Below are 19,916 nucleotides of genomic sequence, written 5' to 3'. Positions count from 1 at the left end.
CGGGTTGCAGTCCCAGATCTGCACGCTCGACCCGTTCGCCGTCCCCCACTCGGTCACGTCCAGGCACTTGCCCAACGCCCGCAACGTCCCGTCCGAGCCGAACGTCCAGTCCTGCGCCACCGTGCCGTTGCACGGCCACAGCTGCACCGCCGTCCCGTTCGCGCTGCTCGCCCCCGACACGTCCAGGCACTTACCCGCCACACCCGACCGCACCGCACCCGAACCGGCACCGGGGCCACCCCCGCCGTGACGGACGGAGACGGTGACGTAGTCGACGAGCATCGGCCGACCGGACACGGTCGAGGCGTAGGGGCCACCACCGAAGGCGTCGGGGAAGCCGCCGCCGATCGCGACGTTCAGGATGAGGAAGAAGCCGTGGTGGACGGCGTCGCGCCACGTCGTGGGGTCCACCTGGTTCGCGTGGATCGTGGAGTAGTTCACGCCGTCCCGGTAGTACCGGACCTGCTCGGGGCTGACGCTGCGGTCCACCTCGACCCCGTACGTGTGGAAGCTGGTGCCGCAGCCGGGGCACGCCCGCTCCCCAGACCCGATGCCGGTGAACTCGTTGCACGGGCCGCCGGGCGCGACACCGCAGTGCATCGCGGCGAAGTGGCTGGGGCGCCCGTTGACGTTCTCGAGGACGTCGATCTCGCCGATGCGGGGCCAGTTCGTGGCAGCGGCGGGGCGCGCCTCCTCGCCGAGCATCCAGAACGCCGGCCAGTACCCGGCCCCGTTGGCGGTGGTGACGTCCGGCTGCTTGATGGACGCCTCCACCCGCAGCACCCCGCCGGCGGGCGGACCGAAGTCGGTGCGCCGCGTCTCCACCCGGCCGGACGTCCAGTTGCCCGCCGCGTCCCGGACCGGCGTGATCGCCAACCGTCCCCGGCCGTCGAGGGAGACGTTCTCGGGACGGTCGGTCATGGACGCGATCTCCCCGGTGCCCCAGTTCGGGGCTCCGCCGGGGTAGCCGTGGCCGATGTCGTAGATCCAGTCGGCCGGGTCCAGGCGCGAGCCCGCCGGACCGTCGAAGTCGTCGGTCCACACATGGGTGAAACCGGACGGAGGCGCGGGCGCCGCGGACGTGGCGGGGGCAGCGACCGCCGTCAGGGACGCCGCGACGGCGGCCGCGGCGAGCACGGACGTCACCGCCTGCCGCCTCCTGGCGGTGCTGCTGGGACCAGTTCGGTGCATCGGAGGTTCCTCGTCTTCTACGGGGACGGTCGGTGGTCGGCACCTGACCGGCCACGGTGAGGGAGACCCCGCCCGGGGCGGCCGATAACAGAAATCCGGGATGTCCTCGCCTGGTGGTTGGGTGGGCGCGTGGAGACCATCCGGGACCTCGACTGGGACGCCGCCGACGTCAGCGGGGAGGTGTTCGAGGACGTCGAGATCGTCGGCGCCGACCTCACCGAGGCCGTCACCCGCGGCGTCCGGTTCGACCGGTGCTCCTTCGTGGACTGCCGGTTCGCGTGCTCACGTCACGAGGGGTCGGCGTTCACCGGGTGCACGTTCACCGGGTGCGGCTTCTTCGAGACCGTGTTCGACGGGTGCAAGGTCGTCGGGTCGCGGTTCCTGCGCTGCACCTTCGACCTGACACGGGTCGAACGCGGCGACTGGTCCTACACGTCGCTGGCCCACGCCGACCTGGCCAGCGCCCGGTTCGAGGGGGTGCGGATGGTCGAGGCCGACCTGTCCGAGGCCCGGCTGGAGAACGGTTCGGTGGTCGACGGCGACCTGACCGGTGCCCTGTGGGACGGCGCGGACCTGCGCGGGTGCGACCTGCGCGGCACCGTCCTGGCCGGCCTGGACCCGCGGGCGGCACGGCTGCGCGGGGCGGTGGTGCTGCCCGACCAGGCGATCACGCTGGTCGAGGCGATGGGCCTGGACGTGCGGTCCCCGGAGTGAACCGTCAGCGGGGCACCGCCACGAGGCGTCAACCCGAGTAGCGCTCGATCAGCCGGAGCGTCTCGGCGACCGTCGGATGTGCACGGGCCTGGGCCGTCAGCCAGACACGGAAGTCACCGGGCAGGTCGTCGTACGGGTAGAGCCAGTCCCGGACGTGCTCGATGACGGCTGCCTTCTCCTCCGGGTCGGAGGTGTACTCCACGACGGCTCTCAGCGCGGCTCGACCGTCCGGCCCACCGTCGACCAGTCGACCGAGGACGTCGGCGTGACCCTGCTCCACCCGGATGTGCTGGAGCCGCTTGAACGAGGCGCGGTCACGTGCGCGCTCGACCGCCCAGAAGTAGTCCGCACGAGGGTCGTCGAAGACGACAGGCAGGTGGTCCTCCAGGATGGGGACCCCGTCGTCGGACAGCTCGTCACCGGACACGCTGTGATCTTCACACGACCGTCTACGGTCACGGCGTCCGAGTGGAACCGATGCCTCGTCAGCCGCTGTCACCGCCGTGGCGCGTCCCTCGCGGCCTCTCGTGCAGGTGGTGGTAGGCCATCACGTCGTCCCGGCCGCGCAGCAGCCGCCGGACGCCGACGACCAGGCCGACCAGGACGGCGATCCCGAGCATGACCATCCCGCCACCTCCGTTCCGGCGCCGCACCCGCGCGTGCGCGTTCCTTCACCGTCGCCCGCGGGGCGCCCGCACGCAACCGCCGAGCATCGACCGACGGCCGTGCACGTCACGCGGGGGCCAGGGCCTTGGCGAGCCAGCGCTCGGCGTACGGGCCGTCGTTGAAGGCAGGTACGTCGCGGTAGCCGCATCGGGTGTAGAGAGCCAGGGCCTCCACCAGGTCGTGTCGCGTATCCAGCCTGAGCACGCGCACTCCCAGGTCCCGTGCCCACCGCTCGACGCCCTCCACCAAGGCCGACCCAACGCCCCGACCACGGGCCTGCGGTGCGACGTAGAGGCGTTTCAGCTCGCCGACGTCCGCGCTGACCAGCCGCAGTCCCGCGCACCCCATGACGGTCCCGTCGGTCCCTCGGGCCAGGAGGAGCACTCCGTCCGGGGGCGCCAGGTCGTGGCTGGGGTCATCGCGCAGCGACCGGTCGACCTCCGTCGCGGTCGCCGGTCGACCGAACCACCGGCTCGCCACGTCGTCCACGTACGCGCGCAGGACGGCTCGCGCCTCGGCCGAGTCCGGGGCCACGGGCCCCACGGTGAGCACCCCGCGCGCCTGACGGCGCAGATCGTCGACCACGCACGGCATCCTGGCTGACGCGAGGCGCGGAAGACCACCAGTCCGGTGTGACCCGCGCCTTGCCGTCTCCGGTGGCCGGCCCAAGCGCCCTGCGCGAGGGTGGCGACATGGCTGCACAGGACGAGGCACGCAACGAGAACCCCGAGGTCGAGGCGCTGCAGGCGGTCGTGGACCGCGTGGTGTCGTGGCAGGACGGCGCGACGGAGGAGACGGTGCGCGCCGAGCTCGCCAAGGGCGCCGACGAGGCCGGGGTCGAGGTCGACGGCGGCGTGCTCGACGAGCTCGCCCGCCGCATCCACTCCGACCCGGACCGCATCGAGGTCGCGCAGGTCGTCAACGCCCACCGGGGCGAGGTCCACCCCGACTGACCCGCGCGTCAGAGCGGCTCAGAGCGGCTCAGAGCCGGGGGTCGACCGGCTCCGACTCCAGCGCGAGGACGGCGAACACCGGCTCGTGCACGCGCCACAGCGGCTCCCGGCGGGCCAGGCGGTCGAGCGCCTCGAGCCCGAGGGCGTACTCGCGCAGCGCGAGGGACCGCTTGCGGCCGACGCTCCGGTCCCTCAACCGCGCCAGGTGCGCCGGATCGGTGTACTCCGGCCCGTAGATGATCCGCAGGTACTCCCGTCCGCGGACCTTCAGGCCCGGCTGCACCAGGCCGCGCGGACCGCGGACGAGGTTCGCCAGCGGCTTGACCACCATGCCCTCGCCGCCGTCGGCGGTGAGCCGCTCCCACCAGCGGGCGCCCTCGTCGCGTGACGCCGGGTCCGCGGTGTCGACGACGAGCCGGCCGGTGGTCCGGAAGACCGCCGGGTCCGCCTCGACGAGCCGGTCGGCGACCCCCAGGTGCCACAGGTGGTCGCGGTCGTACCAGGTGGCGCCCTCGGTGGCGAGGACCTGGAACACCGCGAGCTGGACGCCGTCCAGGTCGTCGACGTCCCAGTGGTAGCGCCGGTACGCGGCGGTGTACGCCTCGACGCGCTCGCGCCGGTCCCGGGTGCGTCCGAGCAGCGGGGCGACGTCCAGGCCCCTGGCGGCGGCCTGCCCGAGCACGTCGACGGACGCACCGAGCCCGGCGCGGGCCGCCGCGCCGACCGCCGCGTACTGGTCGCGCAGCAGCGGCTCGGCCTTCACCGACCAGGGCAGCAGCTCGGCGTCCAGCAGCAGCCAGTCGGTGCCCAGCTCCTCCCACAGCCCGGCCTTCTCGACCGCGGCGGCGACCCGCTGCAGCAGCCGCCCCGTCCGGTCGGCGTCCAGCATCGACCGTCCCGTGCGGGTGTACACCGCGCCGGTCACGCCGCCCGGGCCACCGAAGCGCGCCCGCGCGGCCGCCTCGTCCCGGCACACCAGGACGACGGCGCGCGAGCCCATGTGCTTCTCCTCGCACACGACCCGGTCGACACCGGCCGACGCGTACGCCGAGAACGCCTCGTCCGGGTGCTCGAGCAGGTCGTCGCGCCGGGACGTCGCCACCGGCGCCATCGTCGGCGGTAGGTACGGCACCCACCGCGGGTGCAGCGCGAACCGGCTCATCACCTCGAGCGCACCGGCCGCCTGGTCGGCGCCGACGGTCACGCGGCCGTGGTGCGCCGTCTCCACGGACCGCCGCCCCAGGACGTCGGTCAGGTCCAGCTCCTCGTCCGCCCGGGCCAGGGGGTCCGCGGCCGGCGACCCGGCGACCGGGAACGGCTTGGCCGGCTCGTACCAGACCCGCTCGGCCGGGACCTGCACGACCTCCTTCTCGGGGTAGCGCAGCGCCGTCAGGTGCCCACCGAACACGCACCCGGTGTCGAGGCACATCGTGTTGTTGACCCACTCCGGCACTGGGGTCGGGGTGTGCCCGTAGAGCACCGTCGCCCGCCCCCGGTAGTCGTTCGCCCACGGGTAGCGCACGGGCAGCCCGAACTCGTCGGTCTCCCCGGTGGTGTCCCCGTACAGCGCGAACGACCGCACCCGGCCGGACGCCCGCCCGTGGTAGTCCTCCTTCAGCCCGGCGTGGGCGACGACGAGCCGGCCGTCGTCCAGGACGAGGTGCGAGACCAGGTCGTAGCACCACTGCCGGACGGTGTCGCGGAACTCCTGCGGTTCGGCGGCGAGCTGGGCGAGCGTCTGCTCCAGGCCGTGGCTGACCTTGACGTTGCGCCTCTGCAGGGCCCGGACCAGCTTGTGCTCGTGGTTGCCCGGCACGCACAGCGCGTGCCCACCGGCGGTCATCCCCATCACGAGCCGCAGCACGCCCGGGCTGTCCGGCCCGCGGTCCACGAGGTCGCCGACGAACACCGCGGTCCGGCCGTCGGGGTGGACGGCGTCGACCGCGCGGCCCTCGGCGTCGCGCTGAAGCTCGTACCCGAGCGCGCCGAGCAGGGCCTCCAGCTCGGACCGGCAGCCGTGGACGTCGCCGACCACGTCGAACGGCCCGTGCAGGTGCCGGTGGTCGTTGAGCAGCCGCTCGCGGACGACGCGGACGTCGTCCACCTCGTCCCCGCGCAGCACGTGGACGACGCGGAAGCCCTCGCGCTGCAGGCTGCGCAGGGAGCGGCGGAGCTGGTCGTGCTGGCGCTTGACCACGTGGGCGCCGAAGTCCCGGTCGACCCGGGAGCGGTTGCGCTCCACGGCGAGACCCACGGGCACGTCGAGCACGATCACGACGGGCAGGACGTCGTGCTCGCGGGCGAGCGTGACGAGCTGCTTGCGGGCGTCCGCGGTGACGTTGGTGGCGTCGACGACGGTCAGCCGCCCGGCGCGCAGCCGCTTGGCAGTGATGTACCCGAGCACGTCGAACGCGTCGGCGGACGCCGACTGGTCGTTCTCGTCGTCGGCGACCAGGCCGCGGCAGAAGTCGCTGGACACCACCTCGAACCGGCCGAAGTGCCGCGCGGCGAACGTGGACTTGCCGGAGCCGGAGGTGCCGACCAGCGCGACGAGGCTCAGCTCGGGGACGGTGATGTCGCGCGGCCCGGCCGGGCCGGGCGATCCGGTGTCCGCGGGCTGCTCGAGGTCACTCATCGGTGGGTGCTCCGGGGCGTCGGGTGAAGAGGGCGAGCTGGGTGGGGGCGCCGCGCTGCGGGTCGACGTCACCCACGGGCCGGTGCTCGACGTCGTACCCGTACCGCTCACCCACCTCCGCGGCCCACGCGGCGAGCTCGGCGCGGGTCCACTCGAACCGGTGGTCGGGGTGGCGCATCGTCCCGGCCGCCAGGTCCGGGTACAGGTCGTTGTACTCGGCGTTCGGCGTGGTCAGGACGACGTGGGCGGGCCGGGCGTCACCGAGGACGGTCCGCGCGAGGTCGGGCAGCCGCTCGAGGTCGACGTGCTCGACCACCTCCATGAGGACGACCGCGTCCCGGTCCGCCAACGTTGCGTCCCGGTAGGTCACGGACGACTGCCTCAGGGTGAGCCGCGAGCGCACGGAGTCGGGCATCCGGTCCAGGCCGAGGCGCTGTTCCGCGGCGGTGAGCGCCGACGCCGAGACGTCCACGCCGGTCACGTCGGTGAACGCGGGGTCGGCGAGGAGTTCACGAAGGAGGGCGCCCTCGCCGCAGCCGACGTCCGCTACCCGCGCCGCGCCGACGTCCCGCAGCGCCTGCAGGACGGCGTCCAGCCGGCGCCGGCGCAGCGCGACCCGCCTCGCCGGCGGGGCGGCGTCGTCCTCGGTGGTGCCGACGGTGGCGTCGTCGGTGCTGACGGCGCCACCCGCGGGGGCCTCGTCGAGCGCGGTCAGCCGCTGGACGGCGTCGGTGACGTAGGCGCGCTGGTGGGCGAGGTACCGGCGGGTGACGAGCTCGCGCTCGGGGTGGTCGGCGAGCCAGGACCCACCCGCGCGGACGAGCTTGTCGACCTCGTCGGTGCCGACCCAGTAGTGCTTCGCGTCGTCCAGGACGGGCAGCAGGACGTACAGGTGGCTGAGCGCGTCGGCCAGGCGCAGCTGGCCGGTGAGGGTGAGCTCGAGGTAGCGGGAGTCGCCCCAGTCGGGCAGCTCCGGGTCGAGCGGCACCGGGCGGGCGTCGACCGCCCACCCCAGCGGGGCGAGCAGCCGGTGGGCGAGGTCGGCCCCGTCGCGGCAGGGGACGGCCGGCAGGTGGACGGTCAGCGGCAGCGCGACGTCCACGAGGTCGGGGCGGGCCTCGCAGCGTCCCTTCAGCGCGGTGCCGAACACGCGGCCCAGCGCGACGGCCAGCAGCGAGGACGCGGCGTACGGACGGTCGTTGACGTACTGGCCGAGGGTGAAGTCGCCGCCGCCGCGGCGGCCGCGGACGAGACCGACGGGGTCGACCTCCAGCAGCAGCGCGACCGTGCAGCGCTCCGACGTCGCCTCCGGGTAGAGCACGTGCGCCGTCCCCACCGACGACTCGAACGACTGGACGCGGTCCGGGTGCTTGTGCAGCAGGTAGCCGAGGTCCGTGGCGTCCGGCGCCGTGGAGGTGAGGGTCAGGAGCACCCGCGCATTCTGCCGGTCCCGTCGTCGGTGCACCGGTGAGTTTCCGCCCGCCCGGCGGTCTACCCGCCACCAGCACCCGACCGGCCCAGGAGGATCCCGTGACCGCACGACTGAACCCGTACCTGAACTGGCGCGACTCCGCCCGCGACGCGATGGAGTTCTACCGGTCCGTCTTCGGCGGCGAGCTCACCATCAACTCGTTCGACGAGATGGGCGCCGGCGACGCGTACCCTGGAGAGGGCCACAAGATCATGCACTCCCAGCTCGAGGCGCCGAACGGGCTCGTGCTCATGGGCGCGGACGTGCCGTCGTCCATGGCCCTCACCGAGGGCACGAACGTCTCGATCTCGCTGAGCGGCGGCCCGGAGGACGAGGCCACCCTCACCGAGTACTTCAAGGGCCTGTCCGAGGGCGGCACCGTCGTCGAGCCGCTGTCGACGGCGCCGTGGGGTGACACCTTCGGGATGCTCAAGGACCGGTTCGGGATCAACTGGCTGGTGAACATCGGCGCCCAGCAGTCCTGACGCCCACCGCTCATCGGCCGCACCGCGCGACGTCCTGCGGCGTCACAGGGTGCGGCCGATGAGCTCCTTCATCACCTCGTTCGTGCCGCCGTAGATCTTCTGCACCCGCGCCGCGGCGTACAGCCGCGCGATCGGGTACTCGGTCATGTACCCGTAGCCGCCGAACACCTGCAGGCACCGGTCGACGACGGAGCACTGCAGGTCGGTCAGCCAGTACTTCGCCCGCGACGCGGTCGCCGCGTCGAGCCGGCCGTCGAGGTGCAGGCCGATGCAGTGGTCGAGGAAGGTCCGGCCGACGAGCACGTCGGTGGAGCACTCGGCGAGCAGGAACCGGGTGTGCTGGAACGACGCGATCTCGCGGCCGAACGCCGTCCGCTCCTTGGCGTAGGCCGTCGCGAGCCGCACCGCGCAGTCCGCGGCGGACGCCGCCCCCACGGCGATCGCGAGCCGCTCCTGCGGCAGCTGGGTCATCAGCTGGTAGAAGCCCTGGCCCTCCTGCCCGCCGAGCAGGTTCTCGGCGGGCACGCGGACGTCGCCGAACGACAGCTCGCGGGTGTCCTGGCCGTGCTGCCCGATCTTGTGCAGCACCCGGCCACGGGTGAACCCCTCCAGCCCGTCGGTCTCGACGACGAGCAACGAGATGCCCGCCGCGCCCTCACCGCCCGTGCGGGCGACCACGATGACGAGACCGGCGTGGGTGCCGTTGCTGATGAACGTCTTCGACCCGTTGAGGACGTAGTGGTCGCCGTCGCGGCGGGCGGTGGTGCGGATCGCCTGCAGGTCCGAGCCGGTCGTCGGCTCCGTCATCGCTATCGCGCCGACGAGCTCGCCGGACGCCATCCGCGGCAGCCACCGCCGCCTCTGCTCCTCCGTCCCGTACGCGGCCAGGTACGGCGCGACGATCGTCGAGTGGACGGCGTACCCGAGCGCGTCGTCGACGGCCTGGGCCTGCTCCCACCCCACGACCGCCTCGTCGGCGAACGTCCCCCCGCCACCGCCGTACTCCTCCGGCACCGCCAGGCACAGCAGCCCCGCCCGGCCGGCGGCGAGCCACGTCCCGGCGTCCACCTGGTGCTGCTCGGCGAACCGCTCCGCGTGCGGGGTGACCTCGCGGGCGAAGAACGTGCGCGCCGACGCGGCGAGCGCCTCGTGCTCCGGGGTCAGCCACGGCGGGCGGTACGGCTCGGGGGTCATCTGCGGGGTGGGCACGGTCCGGTCTCCTCGGGTCAGGTGGCAGTCCTGGTCTCGGCGGGTCGGACGGCGGCCAGCGGCACGTCGTGCTCGGCGGCCCACGCCTCCCACTCGGCGGTGGTCCGGCCCGCGAACGCGCCGGCGAGCGCCTGCGGTGTGCCCTCGACCCCGAGCGCGTGCAGGGTCCGGGCCCAGAAGTGCGGTTCGAGGGCGGCCAGGGCCACGTGCCCGTCGGCCGCCGCGTACACCGCGTACGCCGGGTAGCCGCCGCCGAGGACCCCGCCCGGGGTGGTGAGCCCGCGGCGCGCGGGTTCGGCGAGCGCGTGGGCGACGTCCGCGAGCGCCACCTCGCGGCGGGAGCCGCGCCCGGTGCGCTCGCGCTCGAGCAGGGCAGCGACGGCCTCTGCGCAGGCGCGCTCGGCCCCGGCGAGGTCGGCGTGCAGGGTCGTCGGCAGGTTCGGGGGGACGACGGTCCCGGCCTCGGCCTGGTAGGTCAGGTCGTGCCCGACCCGCTCGGCGTCCGCACCCGCGTGGCCGACGACGTCCACCCGGCACAGGCGCGGGAAGCGAGGTCGCAGCGTCGCCTCGTCCAGGCCGAGCCGGGCGAGCGCCGAGGGGCGCGACGAGGTGACGAGCACGTCGGTGGTGGCGAGCCGGCCGTCCAGCCAGGCGCGCGCTCCGGGGTCCTTGAGGTCGAGCGTGACGAGCTCGTGACCGCGGTGCAGGTCGTCGAACCAGTCCGGCTGGACGGCGTGCAGCGGGTCGCCGGCCGGGGGCAGCACGGTCGTGGCGGTCGCGCCGAGGTCGACGAGCCGGGCGACGGCCGCCGGGCCGGGCAGGTTCACCGCGACGCTGACGACGTGGACCCCCGCCAGGGGGCGAGCCTGCGGCGCCGACTCCGAGGCGGCTGTCACACCAGGCTCCCGGCGACGGCCCGCTCCCGCAGCCACGCCGACGGCCGAAACCGCTCCCCGTAGGCGTCCGCGAGCCCGTCCGCGCGGGCGACGAAGCCGGCCAGGCCGCCGTCGTACCCGGTCATGTACTGCGCCGGGCCGCCGGTGGTGGGCGGGTACCCGATGCCGAGGATCGCTCCCACGTTCGCGGTGGCGGTGTCCCGCAGCACGCCGTCGGCGAGGCAGCCGGCGGTCTCCAGCGCCATCGCGAACCGGTACCGGTCCTGGACGTCCGCGTACGGCACCTGCACCTCGGGGCGGGTGAAGTGCTCGCGCACCCCGGGCCACAGCCGCTTGGGGCCGTCGTCCGGGTAGTCGTAGAAGCCGCCGCCGGCGGCGCGGCCCGCGCGCCCGAGCTCCACCATCCGGTCGACGACGGCGGCGCCGGGGTGCTCGGCGTAGGGCGTGCCCTCGGTCTCCGCGGCCTTCCGGGCCTCGGCGCGGATGTGCTGGGTGAGGGTCAGGGACACCTCGTCGAGCATCGCCAGCGGCGGCGCGGGGAACCCGGCGGCGGTCGCCGCGCGCTCGACGGTCATCGGGTCGACGCCCTCCCCGACCAGCGCGGCGGCCTCCATCACCAGGGTGCCGAAGACGCGGCTGGTGAAGAACCCGCGCCCGTCGCCGACGACGACGGGGACCTTGCCGATCTGCTGGACGAGGTCCACGGCCCGGGCCACCGCCTCGTCCGACGACCGCTCGCCGCGGACGATCTCGACGAGCCGCATCCGGTCGACCGGGCTGAAGAAGTGCAGCCCCACCACGTCGGTCTGCCGCTGCACCGCGGTGGCCAGACCGCTGATCGGCAGGGTCGAGGTGTTGGAGGTGATCAGGCAGTCCGGCCCCACGACGGCCTCGACGTCGGCGAGCACCCGGTGCTTGAGCTCGGCGTCCTCGAAGACCGCCTCGACGACGACGTCGCACCCGGCGAGGTCCGCGGTCGCGGCGGTCGGGGTGATCCGCGCCAGGACGGCGTCCCGGTCGGCGTCGGTCATCCGGCCCTTCGCGACCCGGCGGTCCAGCACCGCGGCGGCGTGGTCGCGGCCGCGCCGCGCCGCCTCGACGTCCACGTCGACGAGGACGACGTCGATCCCGGACGACGCGCAGGCGTGGGCGATGCCCGCGCCCATCATCCCGGCGCCCACGACGCCGACCCGTCGGGCCGTGCCGTGCACGACCCCCGCGGGGCGGGTGCGGCCCGAGCCGATCGCCTGCAGGTCGTGGAAGAACGCCTGGATCATCGCCTTCGCGACCGGTCGCGTGACCAGGCTGGTCAGGTAGCGCGACTCGATCCGCAGGGCGGTGTCGACGTCGACCTGCGCCCCCTCGACGGCCGCGCACAGGATCGCCCGTGGCGCCGGGGCCGGGTGGCCCTTGAGGGTCGTGCGCAGCGTCGCGGGGAACGCCGGCAGCACCGCCGCCAGGCCCGGGCTGGACGGCGTCCCGCCCGGGAGGCGGTAGCCCTTGCGGTCCCACGGCTGGGTGGCGGCACCGGGGTCGTCCGCGTGCTCGAGCACCCAGCGCCGGGCCGCGGGCAGCAGGTCCTCGGCGGTGGCGACGAGCTCGTCGACGACCCCGGCCTCCGCGGCGGCCCGGGCGGTGTGCCGACGTCCCTCCAGCAGCCAGCCGGTCAGGGCGGGCTGCAGCCCGAGCATCCGGACCAGGCGGGTGACACCGCCTCCGCCGGGGAGCAGGCCCAGGGTCACCTCGGGCACGCCCAGGCGCAGCGACGGGTCGTCCACGGCGACCCGGCGGTGGCAGGCCAGGGCGATCTCCAGCCCGCCGCCGAGCGCGGTGCCGTTCAGCGCGGCGACGACCGGGCGGCCGAGCCGCTCGAGCCGCCGCAGCTGGGCCTTGACCTCCTCGATCCGGGCGAAGAACTCCCCGGCCTGCTCGGGCTGCACCGACTGCAGCAGGTGCAGGTCGCCGCCGGCGAAGAAGGTCGACTTGGCGCTCGTGACGACGACGCCGCGGACGTCGTCCCGCTCGGCCTCCAGCCGGTCGACGGCGGCGCCCATCGACCGCCGGTACGCCTCGTTCATCGTGTTCGCGCTGGAGCGCGGGTCGTCGAGGGTGAGGACGACGACGCCGTCGGCGTCGCGCTCGTACCGGACGACGTCGGGGGTGTCGGTCTGGGTGGTCATCGCTGTCCGTCCTGGGGTGGTCGTCGGCTGGCCGGTCGGCGGAGGGCGGCGGTCACAGGCGCTCGACGACGGTGGCGATGCCCATCCCGCCGCCGACGCACAGGGTCGCCAGGCCGATCCGCTGGTCGCGGCGCTCGAGCTCGTCGACGAGGGTGCCGAGGATCATCGCGCCGGTCGCGCCCAGCGGGTGGCCCATCGCGATGGCGCCGCCGTTGACGTTCACGACGTCCGGCGAGAACCCCATCTCCCGGACGAAGCGCAGGACGACGGCCGCGAACGCCTCGTTGACCTCGACGAGGTCGACGTCCTCCGGGCGCAGCCCCGCCTTGGCGAGCGCCTTGCGGGACGCCGGGGCGGGGCCGGTGAGCATGATCGTGGGTTCGGACCCGGTGACGGCGGTGGCGAGCACCCGGGCGCGCGGGGTCAGGTCGAGCCGGCGGCCGACGTCCTCGGTGCCGACGAGGACGAGCGCCGCGCCGTCGACGATGCCGGAGGAGTTGCCGGCGTGGTGGACGTGCGCGATCCGGTCGACCCAGTGGTACTTCTCCAGCGCGACGGCGTCGAAGCCAGCCCCTTCCCCGAGCGCGGCGAACGACGGCTTCAGCGCTGCGAGGGACTCGACGGTGGTGTCAGGGCGCAGGTGCTCGTCGCGGTCGAGGATGGTCAGGCCGTTGAGGTCGTGGACGGGGACGACGGACCGCTCGAACCGCCCGTCCGCCCAGGCCTTCGCGGCCCGCTGCTGGGAGGCGACGGCGTACCGGTCGACGTCCTCGCGGGTCAGCCCGTCGAGGGTGGCGATGAGGTCGGCGCCGATGCCCTGCGGGACGAAGTCGGTGGCGAACGCCGTCGCCGGGTCCATCGCCCAGGCACCACCGTCGGTGCCCATCGGGACGCGCGACATGGACTCGACACCCCCGGCCAGGATGAGGTCCTCGAACCCGGACCGGACCCGGGCCGCCGCCTGGTTGACGGCCTCCAGCCCGCTGGCGCAGAACCGGTTGAGCTGGACGCCCGCGACGGTGTCCGGGAGGCCGGCCTTCAGGGCGGCGGTCTTCGCGATGTCGGCGCCCTGGTCGCCGACCGGGGTCACGCAGCCGAGGACGACGTCGTCCACGAGGGCCGGGTCGAGGCCGGGGTTGCGCTCCCGGACCGCGTGCAGCAGGCCGACGACGAGGTCGACGGGCTTGACCTGGTACAGGGAGCCGCCGGGCTTGCCGCGGCCACGCGGGGTGCGGATGGCGTCGTAGACGATCGCCTGGGGTCCGGCGCTCATGGGTGCTCCGTCGTCCGGCCAGTGGGTGACCCGCCGCACGCTACGCCGTGACTGAACACGTGTTCAAGACCTTGATCGGACGTTCAGCCGGCGGCACCATGAGCGGGTGCAGCAGGCCACCGACGACCTCACCGCCCGGGCGCGGATCCGCAACGCCGCCCTGCGGCTGCTCGCCGAACGCGGTGAGAGCACGTCCCTGCGCGAGGTCGCCCGCGAGGCGGGCGTCACGCCCGGCCTCGTCGTCCACCACTTCGGGTCCCGCGACGGGCTGCGCACCGCCGTCGAGGACCACGTCATCGACCTGTTCCGGCAGACCCTGGACGCCGTCCCGCTGGAGGGGTCGGCCTCGCAGGTCGGCGCCGCGCGGGACGCGGCGATGGCCGACCTGCTGCGTGGCGACCCGGCGCTGATGGGGTACGTGCGCCGGCTCGTGATGGCCCCCGGGCCCGGGGACGACCGGTTGGTCGAGCGGGTCGTCGGGTTGTCGCTGGACCAGGTGCGGTCCCTGCGGGCGCACGGGGTGACGAAGGTCGGGGTCAGCGAGCAGCACCAGGCGGTGGCGATGCTCGTCCGCCAGCTCGGGTACCTGCTGCTCGAGCCGGTGGTCGAGCGGATGTGGGCCGAGGCGGTCGGCCCGGACGGCGACCCGCCGCCTCCCGTCGAGGTGCGGCTGCGCCGCTGACGACCGCCTGCTACCCCTCCCGGGAGCGGCGCCAGGCGCGCCAGGCGCCGGTCGACCACAGCGCCCACGCGACGAGGACCGGCTGGAACCACAGCCGCACGAACCGGGCCTGGTCGGAGTCGAGCCCGAACGCGTCGGTGCGGGTCAGGTACTGCGACACGTTCCCGGGGAAGATCGCGACGAAGAACGCGGCGACGACGAAGCCGACGGCGACCCGCCGCCGGGGCAGGGCGACGAGCGCGCCGCCGAGCGCCAGCTCGACCGCACCCGACCCGAGGACGACGAGGTCGTCGTCCAGCGGCACCCACGGCGGGACCTGCGCCTGGAACTCCTCGCGCGCGAACGTCAGGTGGCTGCTGCCCGCGAACAGCAGGAACGCCCCGAGCAGCAGGCGGCCGGCGGTGCGCAGGCGGGACGACGGGGCGTGCTGCTCCAGGCTCATGATCGGGACGCTAGCCGTCGCCCGGTCCCCTCGCGCGGTCTGCGACGCAGTTCCGGGCCGTCTCAGGCACCGGAGCTGCGTCGTTGTCGGTCACTCCGGGGGCAGACCGGGGCCGCCAGGCGGGCGAAGCCGCGGATCCACCCGGGACGCCTTGTGCCACCGCGGGAGACGGGGTGACAGTCCCCGAACCGTCGGCCGCGCACGACCAGGCGCCGGCCACGACCCGGGGAGGACCAGTGGCGGACCCGACACCACCCACCGACGCCGAGCTGGACACGCTCATCCGGGCGCGCCTGGCCGTCGTCGGCATCGACCTCGACCAGCTGCCGGACGGCGAGCGCGACCCCGAGACGGGGTCGCCGTCCCGCCAGCAGGCCCTCGGCTACCTGCGCGGGCTGCTGCGTGGCACCGCGGCGACGATCAGCGCGTGGGACCTGCCCGCGCCGACCCCGGAGCTCGACCAGCAGGTCGCCCCGCCGGCGCTCTACCCGTCGCTGTACGACACGTGGACCGAGGGAGGCCTGTCGTGAGCGCACCGACGAACGGCGCGGACGGCGCCACCCGGCGGCTGTTCCTCGCCCGGCTCGCCGCGCTGTCCGCGGGTGCCGTGGGCGCGGGGTCGTTGCCCGGCGTGGCGGCGGCCGCGTCACCGCGACGGCACGCGACCGCGCCCGACGTCGCCGTGTCGGCGGAGGACCTGGAGAGCCCTGCGGACCTGACCATCGCGCAGGCCGCGGCGGCGATCCGCTCCGGCGACCTCACCTCCGAGGCCCTCGTGCGCGCGTGCCTGGAGCGGATCGAGCGGTACGAGGACGTGTACGACGCGTTCAACCTCGTGCTCGGTGCCCGGGCGCTGGGGCGCGCGCGCTTCCTCGACCGGCGCCGTCCGCAGTCGCTGCTGCACGGCATCCCGCTGGCGATCAAGGACAACTACTACACGGCCGGCATCCCCACGACGGCGAACTCGTACGTCTTCCAGGACTTCCGGCCGCCGTACGACGCGACGGCGTTCGCCCGGCTCGAGGCGGCCGGCGGGGTGCTCATCGGCAAGACCCAGATGGGACCGCTGGCGACGTCGCGGGCCACCACGCCGGCCGGGGTCGTGACGACCCGCAACGCGTGGGCCCCGTTCGACCCGGGCATCACCCCGGGCGGGTCGTCGAGCGGCTCGGCGACGGCGACCGCCACCGGGATGGCGTTGTCCAGCACCGGGACCCAGACCGGCGGCTCGATCACCGGGCCCGCCGAGGAGCAGGGCCTCACCGGGCTGAAGCCGACGATGGGCCGGGTGTCGCTGTACGGGGTCATCCCGCTGACGTACACCCGCGACCACCCCGGCCCGATCGCCCGGGACGCGATGGACGCCGCGATCATGCTGTCCGAGATGGCCGGGCCCGACCCGAACGACTTCCGCACCCAGGGGCTGCCCGACGTCCCCGACCTCGTGCGCGCGGCGACCCCCGTGCGCGAGGGCGACCAGGTGGTCCTGCGACGCGGGACGCGGATCGGCGTCACCCCCGACTACCTCGACGCGGACGGCGAGGTGCTGGCGGCACGGCAGGCGTACCTGGCCGCGCTCGACGCCATCCCGGGCGCCGAGGTCGTCGAGGTGCCGCTGCCCGACGAGTGGGACCTGCTCACCGGCGGGGCGTTCAACAACGTGCGGCTGCCGGAGCGGTCCGAGCCGTTCCTGCCGTGGCTGACCGAGGACCTGCGCCTGTTCGGGGTGTCCGTGCTGCCGTGGCTGGCCGGGATGCTGCTGTCCGGGCCGGAGTACCTGCACGGCCAACGGGCCAAGGTGGTGCTGTACGAGCGGGTCATGGACCAGGTGCTCGCGGACTGCGACGTCGTCGTGCAGACCGGCCCGGTGCCGTTCGACATCATCGGCCTGCCGGAGATCGCCTTCCCGATCGGGTTCAGCTCCGCCACCGAGGACCGCCCGGCGCTGCCCATCGGCACGATCCTCGGCGCCGGTCCCTTCGCCGAGGACCGGTTGCTGGAGGTCGTCGGCGCGTACCAGGCGGTGACCGACTGGCACACGCGCCGCGCGCCGCTGCCCGACGTCGCCGGTCTGCGCGCGTCCGCCGCCGCCCCGCGGCTCAGCGCCGAGGAGGTGGCCGAGCTGTCGCAGTGACGACGGGGGCGGTCCGAGTGGGGGTGAACCTGTTCCGGCACAGGCGACCTGGGAGATCCACCGCCTGGGACGTCGACGCACCCAGTAGGGTCCGCCGTCGTGCCGCTCTTCCGCCGTGGACCCCGCCACCCCCTTCCGCAGCTCGTGGAGGCCGCGTGCGATGACGCCGAGCTGTGCGCCGCGCGTGACACGGCCGTCGCCACCGGCGACTGGCGGCCGGCCGCGACGCTCCTGGCGCGGACCCGGCAGGAGGCCGACCGCCGCGCGCTGGTCGCCGCCGTCCTGGCCGACGCCGCCGGGCGTGACCTGTCCTGGGTCGACGCCTGGGTCGACGAGGACCCGAGCCAGCACGCACTGCTGGTCCGGGGTTGGGCGGGGATCGAGCGCGCGTGGGCGGTGCGTGGGAGTGCCAGCGCCTCCCGGACGAGCGCAGAGGCCTTCAAGGCGTTCCACGCCTGGTTGGCGGACTCCGAGCCGTACCTGTGGGAGGCGGCCAAGGCCGACCCCGACGACCCAGTGCCGTGGGTCGCCCTCGCGTGGATCGCCGTCGGGCTGGGGTGGGACCGCGCGTCCTGGGACCGGCTGTGGTCGGAGTACCAGGCCCGATCGCCTCAGGGGCGGGCCGGGTACGTTCCCGCGCTGCAGTACCTGTCCGCCAAGTGGCACGGCTCCCACGGCGACATGTACGAGCTCGTCGCGAAGGCGCCGCCCGTCGGGTGGGCGGCGGTGCTGCCGCTCCAGGCGCACATCGAGCTCTACCGGGACCAGCTCATCTCGAGGAAGATGGGCTTCCTGGACGCGTCGGTGTTCTGGGAGGACGCCGCCCGCTCCCGGGACCTCGACGTCGCCATCGGGTGGGCCCGGCAGCGGCCCACGCACCCGCTCGCAATGCACGACCTCAGCGTGGTGGCCTACTGCGCCGTGGACGCCAGTCGGTGGACGGAGGCGGCCGCCGTCTTCGAGATCACGGGCCACCGCAGCTACTCGTACCCGTGGTCGTACGGCGGTGACCCCGCCGAGAGGCTGACCCGAGGGCACGCGATGGCGATGAAGCGAGCGGGCAGCCGCTTCTGGGCGGAGGACTGAGCGAGCGCCTCAGGCCGTCGGGCCCGACAGCCCGATGACCAGCCCGCCGGGTGCGCGCACGATCGCGATCCGGACGCCGGGCATGACGTCGTGCGGTGCGGCGACCGACTCCGCGCCGGCGGCGATCGCGTCGGCGTAGCTGGCGTCGGTGTCGTCGACGTGCACGGTCGGGGTGGTGCCCGGGGTCTCGCCCTTACCCAGGCCGCGGACGCCGCCGCCACCCTGCCGGGAGTAGGTGAACAGGTGGTAGTCGCCGGAGGGGCTGGGCATCGGCGGCTGGAACTGCCATCCGAGGACGCGCGCGCACCAGTCCCGCGTCGCGGTCGGGTCGCTGCTGGCGAGCTCGGTGTGGGTGATCCACCCGTGCAGTCCGGGCGTGTGCTCGTGGGTGCGCTGGTCGGTCACGGTGCCTCCTCGGGGCGGTGCTGTCGCCGTTCTGACCGCCGGCGAAGCGTCGACTCATCGACGGCGTCCGGTGGTTGCCCCCGGACCACCGGGCCGAGGATGCTGACCGCCGACGACGAGGGGGCAGCCGTGCCGGACAGCTACGACGTCAAGAAGGACCTGCGTCACCTCTACGCGCCCCGGCGTGGGGTGATCGAGGTCGTCGACGTCCCCGCGCTGCGCTTCCTGGCCGCCGACGGCCACGGCGACCCGAACACCTCGACCGACTACCGCGCCGTCGTCGAGGCCCTGTACACCGCGTCGTACGCGGTACGTGCCGTCGCGAAGGCCGAGCTCGGCCGGGTGCACACGGTCGGGCCGCTGGAGGGCCTGTGGTCGGCGGACGACGTGGGGGTGTTCCACGCTCGCGACAAGGCCGCGTGGGACTGGACCATGATGATCGTCCAGCCCGAGTGGGTCACTCCGGACGTCGTGGACGCCGCCCTGGCGCGGGTCCGGGCGACGAAGGACCTGCCGGCCCTCAGCCTGCTGCGGTTCGAGGAGGTTACCGAGGGGCTGAGCGTCCAGACGCTGCACGTCGGGTCCTACGACGACGAGGGACCGGTCATCGCCCGCATGCACGACGAGTTCATGCCCGCCAATCGCCTCGTGCCGCGCGGACGGCACCACGAGGTCTACCTGTCCGACGCGCGCCGGACCGAGCCGGCGCGGCTGCGCACCATCCTGCGGCAGCCCGTCGACCGGTCGACCGTTCAGTCCGTCAGCACCCTGTAGGGGTAGCCGGCGCAGTGGGTGAACCCGACGCTGGCGCGTCTCAGGCGCCGTAGGCGGTGAACCGGTTCATCTTGTTCCAGGCGACGATGTTGTCCTCGTTGCGCCAGACACCGTCCCGGACCGGCGTGTACGGGTCGGCGATCTTGTACTGGTCCGGTCGGTAGCCGACGATCGCGATGTAGTGGCCGGCGGAGAAGTAGTCGTTGTTGACCCGGTCCATGTTGATGACGACGGGGTACCCGGCGTTGATGCTGGCCTTGACCCGGCTGCGCAGCCGCTCCTTGAGCGTGCCCACCGGGGGCTGGCGGAAGTAGTAGCGCTGGGTGCGGCCGGCGATCCCGAGCCGGTCGTTGAGCACCCGGGCGATGGCGTACGGGTCCTGCAGACCCTGACCGTTCACGAGGCCGAGGCTGTCGGCGAGCGACGCCTGGGACGGGTAGAGCCCTCGCGCGGTGAGCGCGATGCGTGAGCTGGCGGCGGAGCACCACGACTGCGTGGCCTGCTGCCGGTACTGGTAGGCGACGGTCTCGGCGGCGCTCGCGGCGGTCGCGGTCGCGGCGGTCAGGCCGACGCCCAGGCCGAGGGCCAGGACCCCTCGGCGGGAGAGGTCGACGGTGGTTTCCTTCATGAGCGTGCTCCGGTCGTGAGGCGCGGACGAGATGGTGGACGCCACGGATCGTGCTGCTGGTCGGTGCCCCGCGGTCGGCTCGCGCCGCGTCC

21 protein-coding genes are annotated in these 19,916 nt (G+C 74.2%); 8 read left to right on the top strand and 13 right to left on the bottom strand.

Annotated features, from left to right (window positions below):
- The coding region (locus ACYVQV_RS04585; RefSeq protein ID WP_461022078.1) for a ricin-type beta-trefoil lectin domain protein at positions 1 to 1,146 on the bottom strand (1,146 nt) is incomplete at its 3' end.
- A gap of 174 nt (positions 1,147 to 1,320) precedes the next feature.
- Between ACYVQV_RS04585 and ACYVQV_RS04580 the strand changes: the two genes are divergently transcribed.
- Complete coding sequence (locus ACYVQV_RS04580) at positions 1,321 to 1,905, top strand: pentapeptide repeat-containing protein (protein ID WP_461022077.1); 585 nt, start codon at positions 1,321 to 1,323, stop codon at positions 1,903 to 1,905.
- Between the two features lie 28 nt (positions 1,906 to 1,933).
- Here ACYVQV_RS04580 and ACYVQV_RS04575 read toward each other — a convergent pair whose 3' ends face one another.
- From ACYVQV_RS04575 to ACYVQV_RS04565, 3 genes are all read right to left on the bottom strand, one after another.
- Complete coding sequence (locus tag ACYVQV_RS04575) at positions 1,934 to 2,332, bottom strand: hypothetical protein (RefSeq protein ID WP_461022076.1); 399 nt, start codon at positions 2,330 to 2,332, stop codon at positions 1,934 to 1,936.
- A 58-nt stretch (positions 2,333 to 2,390) separates the two neighbouring features.
- The gene (locus ACYVQV_RS04570) at positions 2,391 to 2,531 is read right to left on the bottom strand and encodes a hypothetical protein (RefSeq protein WP_461022075.1); all 141 of its coding nucleotides are present in this window, start codon (positions 2,529 to 2,531) and stop codon (positions 2,391 to 2,393) included.
- 106 nt (positions 2,532 to 2,637) lie between these two features.
- Positions 2,638 to 3,156, bottom strand: a complete 519-nt coding sequence (locus tag ACYVQV_RS04565; RefSeq protein WP_461022074.1) for a GNAT family N-acetyltransferase — start codon at positions 3,154 to 3,156, stop codon at positions 2,638 to 2,640.
- Positions 3,157 to 3,263: 107 nt separating this feature from the next.
- On the opposite strand from ACYVQV_RS04565, the gene ACYVQV_RS04560 reads away from it, so the two are divergent.
- Positions 3,264 to 3,524, top strand: a complete 261-nt coding sequence (locus tag ACYVQV_RS04560) for a hypothetical protein (RefSeq protein ID WP_461022073.1) — start codon at positions 3,264 to 3,266, stop codon at positions 3,522 to 3,524.
- 28 nt (positions 3,525 to 3,552) lie between these two features.
- Here the strand turns inward: ACYVQV_RS04560 and ACYVQV_RS04555 are convergent, their stop codons facing one another.
- Together ACYVQV_RS04555 and ACYVQV_RS04550 are read right to left on the bottom strand one after the other, a co-directional pair.
- Entirely contained in the window at positions 3,553 to 6,159 is a 2,607-nt protein-coding gene (locus tag ACYVQV_RS04555) for a polynucleotide kinase-phosphatase (protein WP_461022072.1), read from the bottom strand.
- Positions 6,152 to 7,591 (bottom strand): 3' terminal RNA ribose 2'-O-methyltransferase Hen1, encoded by a 1,440-nt coding sequence (locus tag ACYVQV_RS04550; RefSeq protein WP_461022071.1) that lies wholly within the window; start codon positions 7,589 to 7,591, stop codon positions 6,152 to 6,154. Before ACYVQV_RS04550 ends, ACYVQV_RS04555 begins: the two co-directional genes overlap by 8 nt.
- 98 nt (positions 7,592 to 7,689) lie before the next feature.
- Here ACYVQV_RS04550 and ACYVQV_RS04545 point away from each other — a divergent pair, with 98 nt between their 5' ends.
- The gene (locus tag ACYVQV_RS04545; protein ID WP_461022070.1) at positions 7,690 to 8,115 is read left to right on the top strand and encodes a VOC family protein; all 426 of its coding nucleotides are present in this window, start codon (positions 7,690 to 7,692) and stop codon (positions 8,113 to 8,115) included.
- A 42-nt stretch (positions 8,116 to 8,157) separates the two neighbouring features.
- On the opposite strand, the gene ACYVQV_RS04540 is transcribed toward ACYVQV_RS04545, so the two are convergent.
- The 4 genes from ACYVQV_RS04540 to ACYVQV_RS04525 are packed head-to-tail and all read right to left on the bottom strand — an operon-like array spanning position 8,158 to position 13,673.
- Positions 8,158 to 9,309, bottom strand: a complete 1,152-nt coding sequence (locus ACYVQV_RS04540; protein WP_461022089.1) for an acyl-CoA dehydrogenase family protein — start codon at positions 9,307 to 9,309, stop codon at positions 8,158 to 8,160.
- Between the two features lie 32 nt (positions 9,310 to 9,341).
- Complete coding sequence (locus ACYVQV_RS04535; RefSeq protein ID WP_461022069.1) at positions 9,342 to 10,220, bottom strand: CoA transferase; 879 nt, start codon at positions 10,218 to 10,220, stop codon at positions 9,342 to 9,344.
- Positions 10,217 to 12,400 (bottom strand): 3-hydroxyacyl-CoA dehydrogenase NAD-binding domain-containing protein, encoded by a 2,184-nt coding sequence (locus ACYVQV_RS04530; RefSeq protein WP_461022068.1) that lies wholly within the window; start codon positions 12,398 to 12,400, stop codon positions 10,217 to 10,219. The genes ACYVQV_RS04535 and ACYVQV_RS04530 overlap by 4 nt, the downstream gene beginning before the upstream one ends.
- A gap of 52 nt (positions 12,401 to 12,452) precedes the next feature.
- The gene (locus tag ACYVQV_RS04525) at positions 12,453 to 13,673 is read right to left on the bottom strand and encodes an acetyl-CoA C-acetyltransferase (protein WP_461022067.1); all 1,221 of its coding nucleotides are present in this window, start codon (positions 13,671 to 13,673) and stop codon (positions 12,453 to 12,455) included.
- A gap of 106 nt (positions 13,674 to 13,779) precedes the next feature.
- Here ACYVQV_RS04525 and ACYVQV_RS04520 point away from each other — a divergent pair, with 106 nt between their 5' ends.
- On the top strand, positions 13,780 to 14,355 hold the full coding sequence (locus ACYVQV_RS04520) for a TetR/AcrR family transcriptional regulator (RefSeq protein ID WP_461022066.1): 576 nt from the start codon (positions 13,780 to 13,782) through the stop codon (positions 14,353 to 14,355).
- Positions 14,356 to 14,365: 10 nt separating this feature from the next.
- Here ACYVQV_RS04520 and ACYVQV_RS04515 read toward each other — a convergent pair whose 3' ends face one another.
- Positions 14,366 to 14,797 (bottom strand): DoxX family protein, encoded by a 432-nt coding sequence (locus ACYVQV_RS04515; RefSeq protein ID WP_461022065.1) that lies wholly within the window; start codon positions 14,795 to 14,797, stop codon positions 14,366 to 14,368.
- A gap of 236 nt (positions 14,798 to 15,033) precedes the next feature.
- On the opposite strand from ACYVQV_RS04515, the gene ACYVQV_RS04510 reads away from it, so the two are divergent.
- The 3 genes from ACYVQV_RS04510 (at position 15,034) to ACYVQV_RS04500 (ending at position 18,017) form a co-directional block, all read left to right on the top strand.
- Complete coding sequence (locus ACYVQV_RS04510) at positions 15,034 to 15,327, top strand: hypothetical protein (RefSeq protein WP_461022064.1); 294 nt, start codon at positions 15,034 to 15,036, stop codon at positions 15,325 to 15,327.
- Positions 15,324 to 16,931, top strand: a complete 1,608-nt coding sequence (locus ACYVQV_RS04505) for an amidase family protein (RefSeq protein WP_461022063.1) — start codon at positions 15,324 to 15,326, stop codon at positions 16,929 to 16,931. Before ACYVQV_RS04510 ends, ACYVQV_RS04505 begins: the two co-directional genes overlap by 4 nt.
- Positions 16,932 to 17,030: 99 nt before the next feature.
- Positions 17,031 to 18,017 (top strand): hypothetical protein, encoded by a 987-nt coding sequence (locus ACYVQV_RS04500; RefSeq protein ID WP_461022062.1) that lies wholly within the window; start codon positions 17,031 to 17,033, stop codon positions 18,015 to 18,017.
- A 9-nt stretch (positions 18,018 to 18,026) separates the two neighbouring features.
- On the opposite strand, the gene ACYVQV_RS04495 is transcribed toward ACYVQV_RS04500, so the two are convergent.
- Complete coding sequence (locus ACYVQV_RS04495) at positions 18,027 to 18,422, bottom strand: VOC family protein (RefSeq protein ID WP_461022061.1); 396 nt, start codon at positions 18,420 to 18,422, stop codon at positions 18,027 to 18,029.
- A 99-nt stretch (positions 18,423 to 18,521) separates the two neighbouring features.
- Here ACYVQV_RS04495 and ACYVQV_RS04490 point away from each other — a divergent pair, with 99 nt between their 5' ends.
- Positions 18,522 to 19,196, top strand: a complete 675-nt coding sequence (locus ACYVQV_RS04490) for a GyrI-like domain-containing protein (RefSeq protein ID WP_461022060.1) — start codon at positions 18,522 to 18,524, stop codon at positions 19,194 to 19,196.
- A gap of 40 nt (positions 19,197 to 19,236) precedes the next feature.
- On the opposite strand, the gene ACYVQV_RS04485 is transcribed toward ACYVQV_RS04490, so the two are convergent.
- On the bottom strand, positions 19,237 to 19,824 hold the full coding sequence (locus ACYVQV_RS04485; RefSeq protein ID WP_461022059.1) for a C39 family peptidase: 588 nt from the start codon (positions 19,822 to 19,824) through the stop codon (positions 19,237 to 19,239).
- Positions 19,825 to 19,916 lie beyond the last annotated feature (92 nt).

It is taken from the genome of Thalassiella azotivora (assembly GCF_054781695.1).
Note: the sequence above shows the minus strand (reverse complement) of the source record. Positions and strands in the feature narration are given on the sequence as shown.

Coding starts and splice junctions, on each gene's coding strand:
- ACYVQV_RS04570 (WP_461022075.1), bottom strand. CDS start 2,531: ATGGTCATGCTCGGGATCGCCGTCCTGGTCGGCCTGGTCGTCGGCGTC.
- ACYVQV_RS04560 (WP_461022073.1), top strand. CDS start 3,264: ATGGCTGCACAGGACGAGGCACGCAACGAGAACCCCGAGGTCGAGGCG.
- ACYVQV_RS04555 (WP_461022072.1), bottom strand. CDS start 6,159: ATGAGTGACCTCGAGCAGCCCGCGGACACCGGATCGCCCGGCCCGGCC.
- ACYVQV_RS04540 (WP_461022089.1), bottom strand. CDS start 9,309: ATGACCCCCGAGCCGTACCGCCCGCCGTGGCTGACCCCGGAGCACGAG.
- ACYVQV_RS04530 (WP_461022068.1), bottom strand. CDS start 12,400: ATGACCACCCAGACCGACACCCCCGACGTCGTCCGGTACGAGCGCGAC.
- ACYVQV_RS04525 (WP_461022067.1), bottom strand. CDS start 13,673: ATGAGCGCCGGACCCCAGGCGATCGTCTACGACGCCATCCGCACCCCG.
- ACYVQV_RS04515 (WP_461022065.1), bottom strand. CDS start 14,797: ATGAGCCTGGAGCAGCACGCCCCGTCGTCCCGCCTGCGCACCGCCGGC.
- ACYVQV_RS04490 (WP_461022060.1), top strand. CDS start 18,522: ATGCTGACCGCCGACGACGAGGGGGCAGCCGTGCCGGACAGCTACGAC.
- ACYVQV_RS04485 (WP_461022059.1), bottom strand. CDS start 19,824: ATGAAGGAAACCACCGTCGACCTCTCCCGCCGAGGGGTCCTGGCCCTC.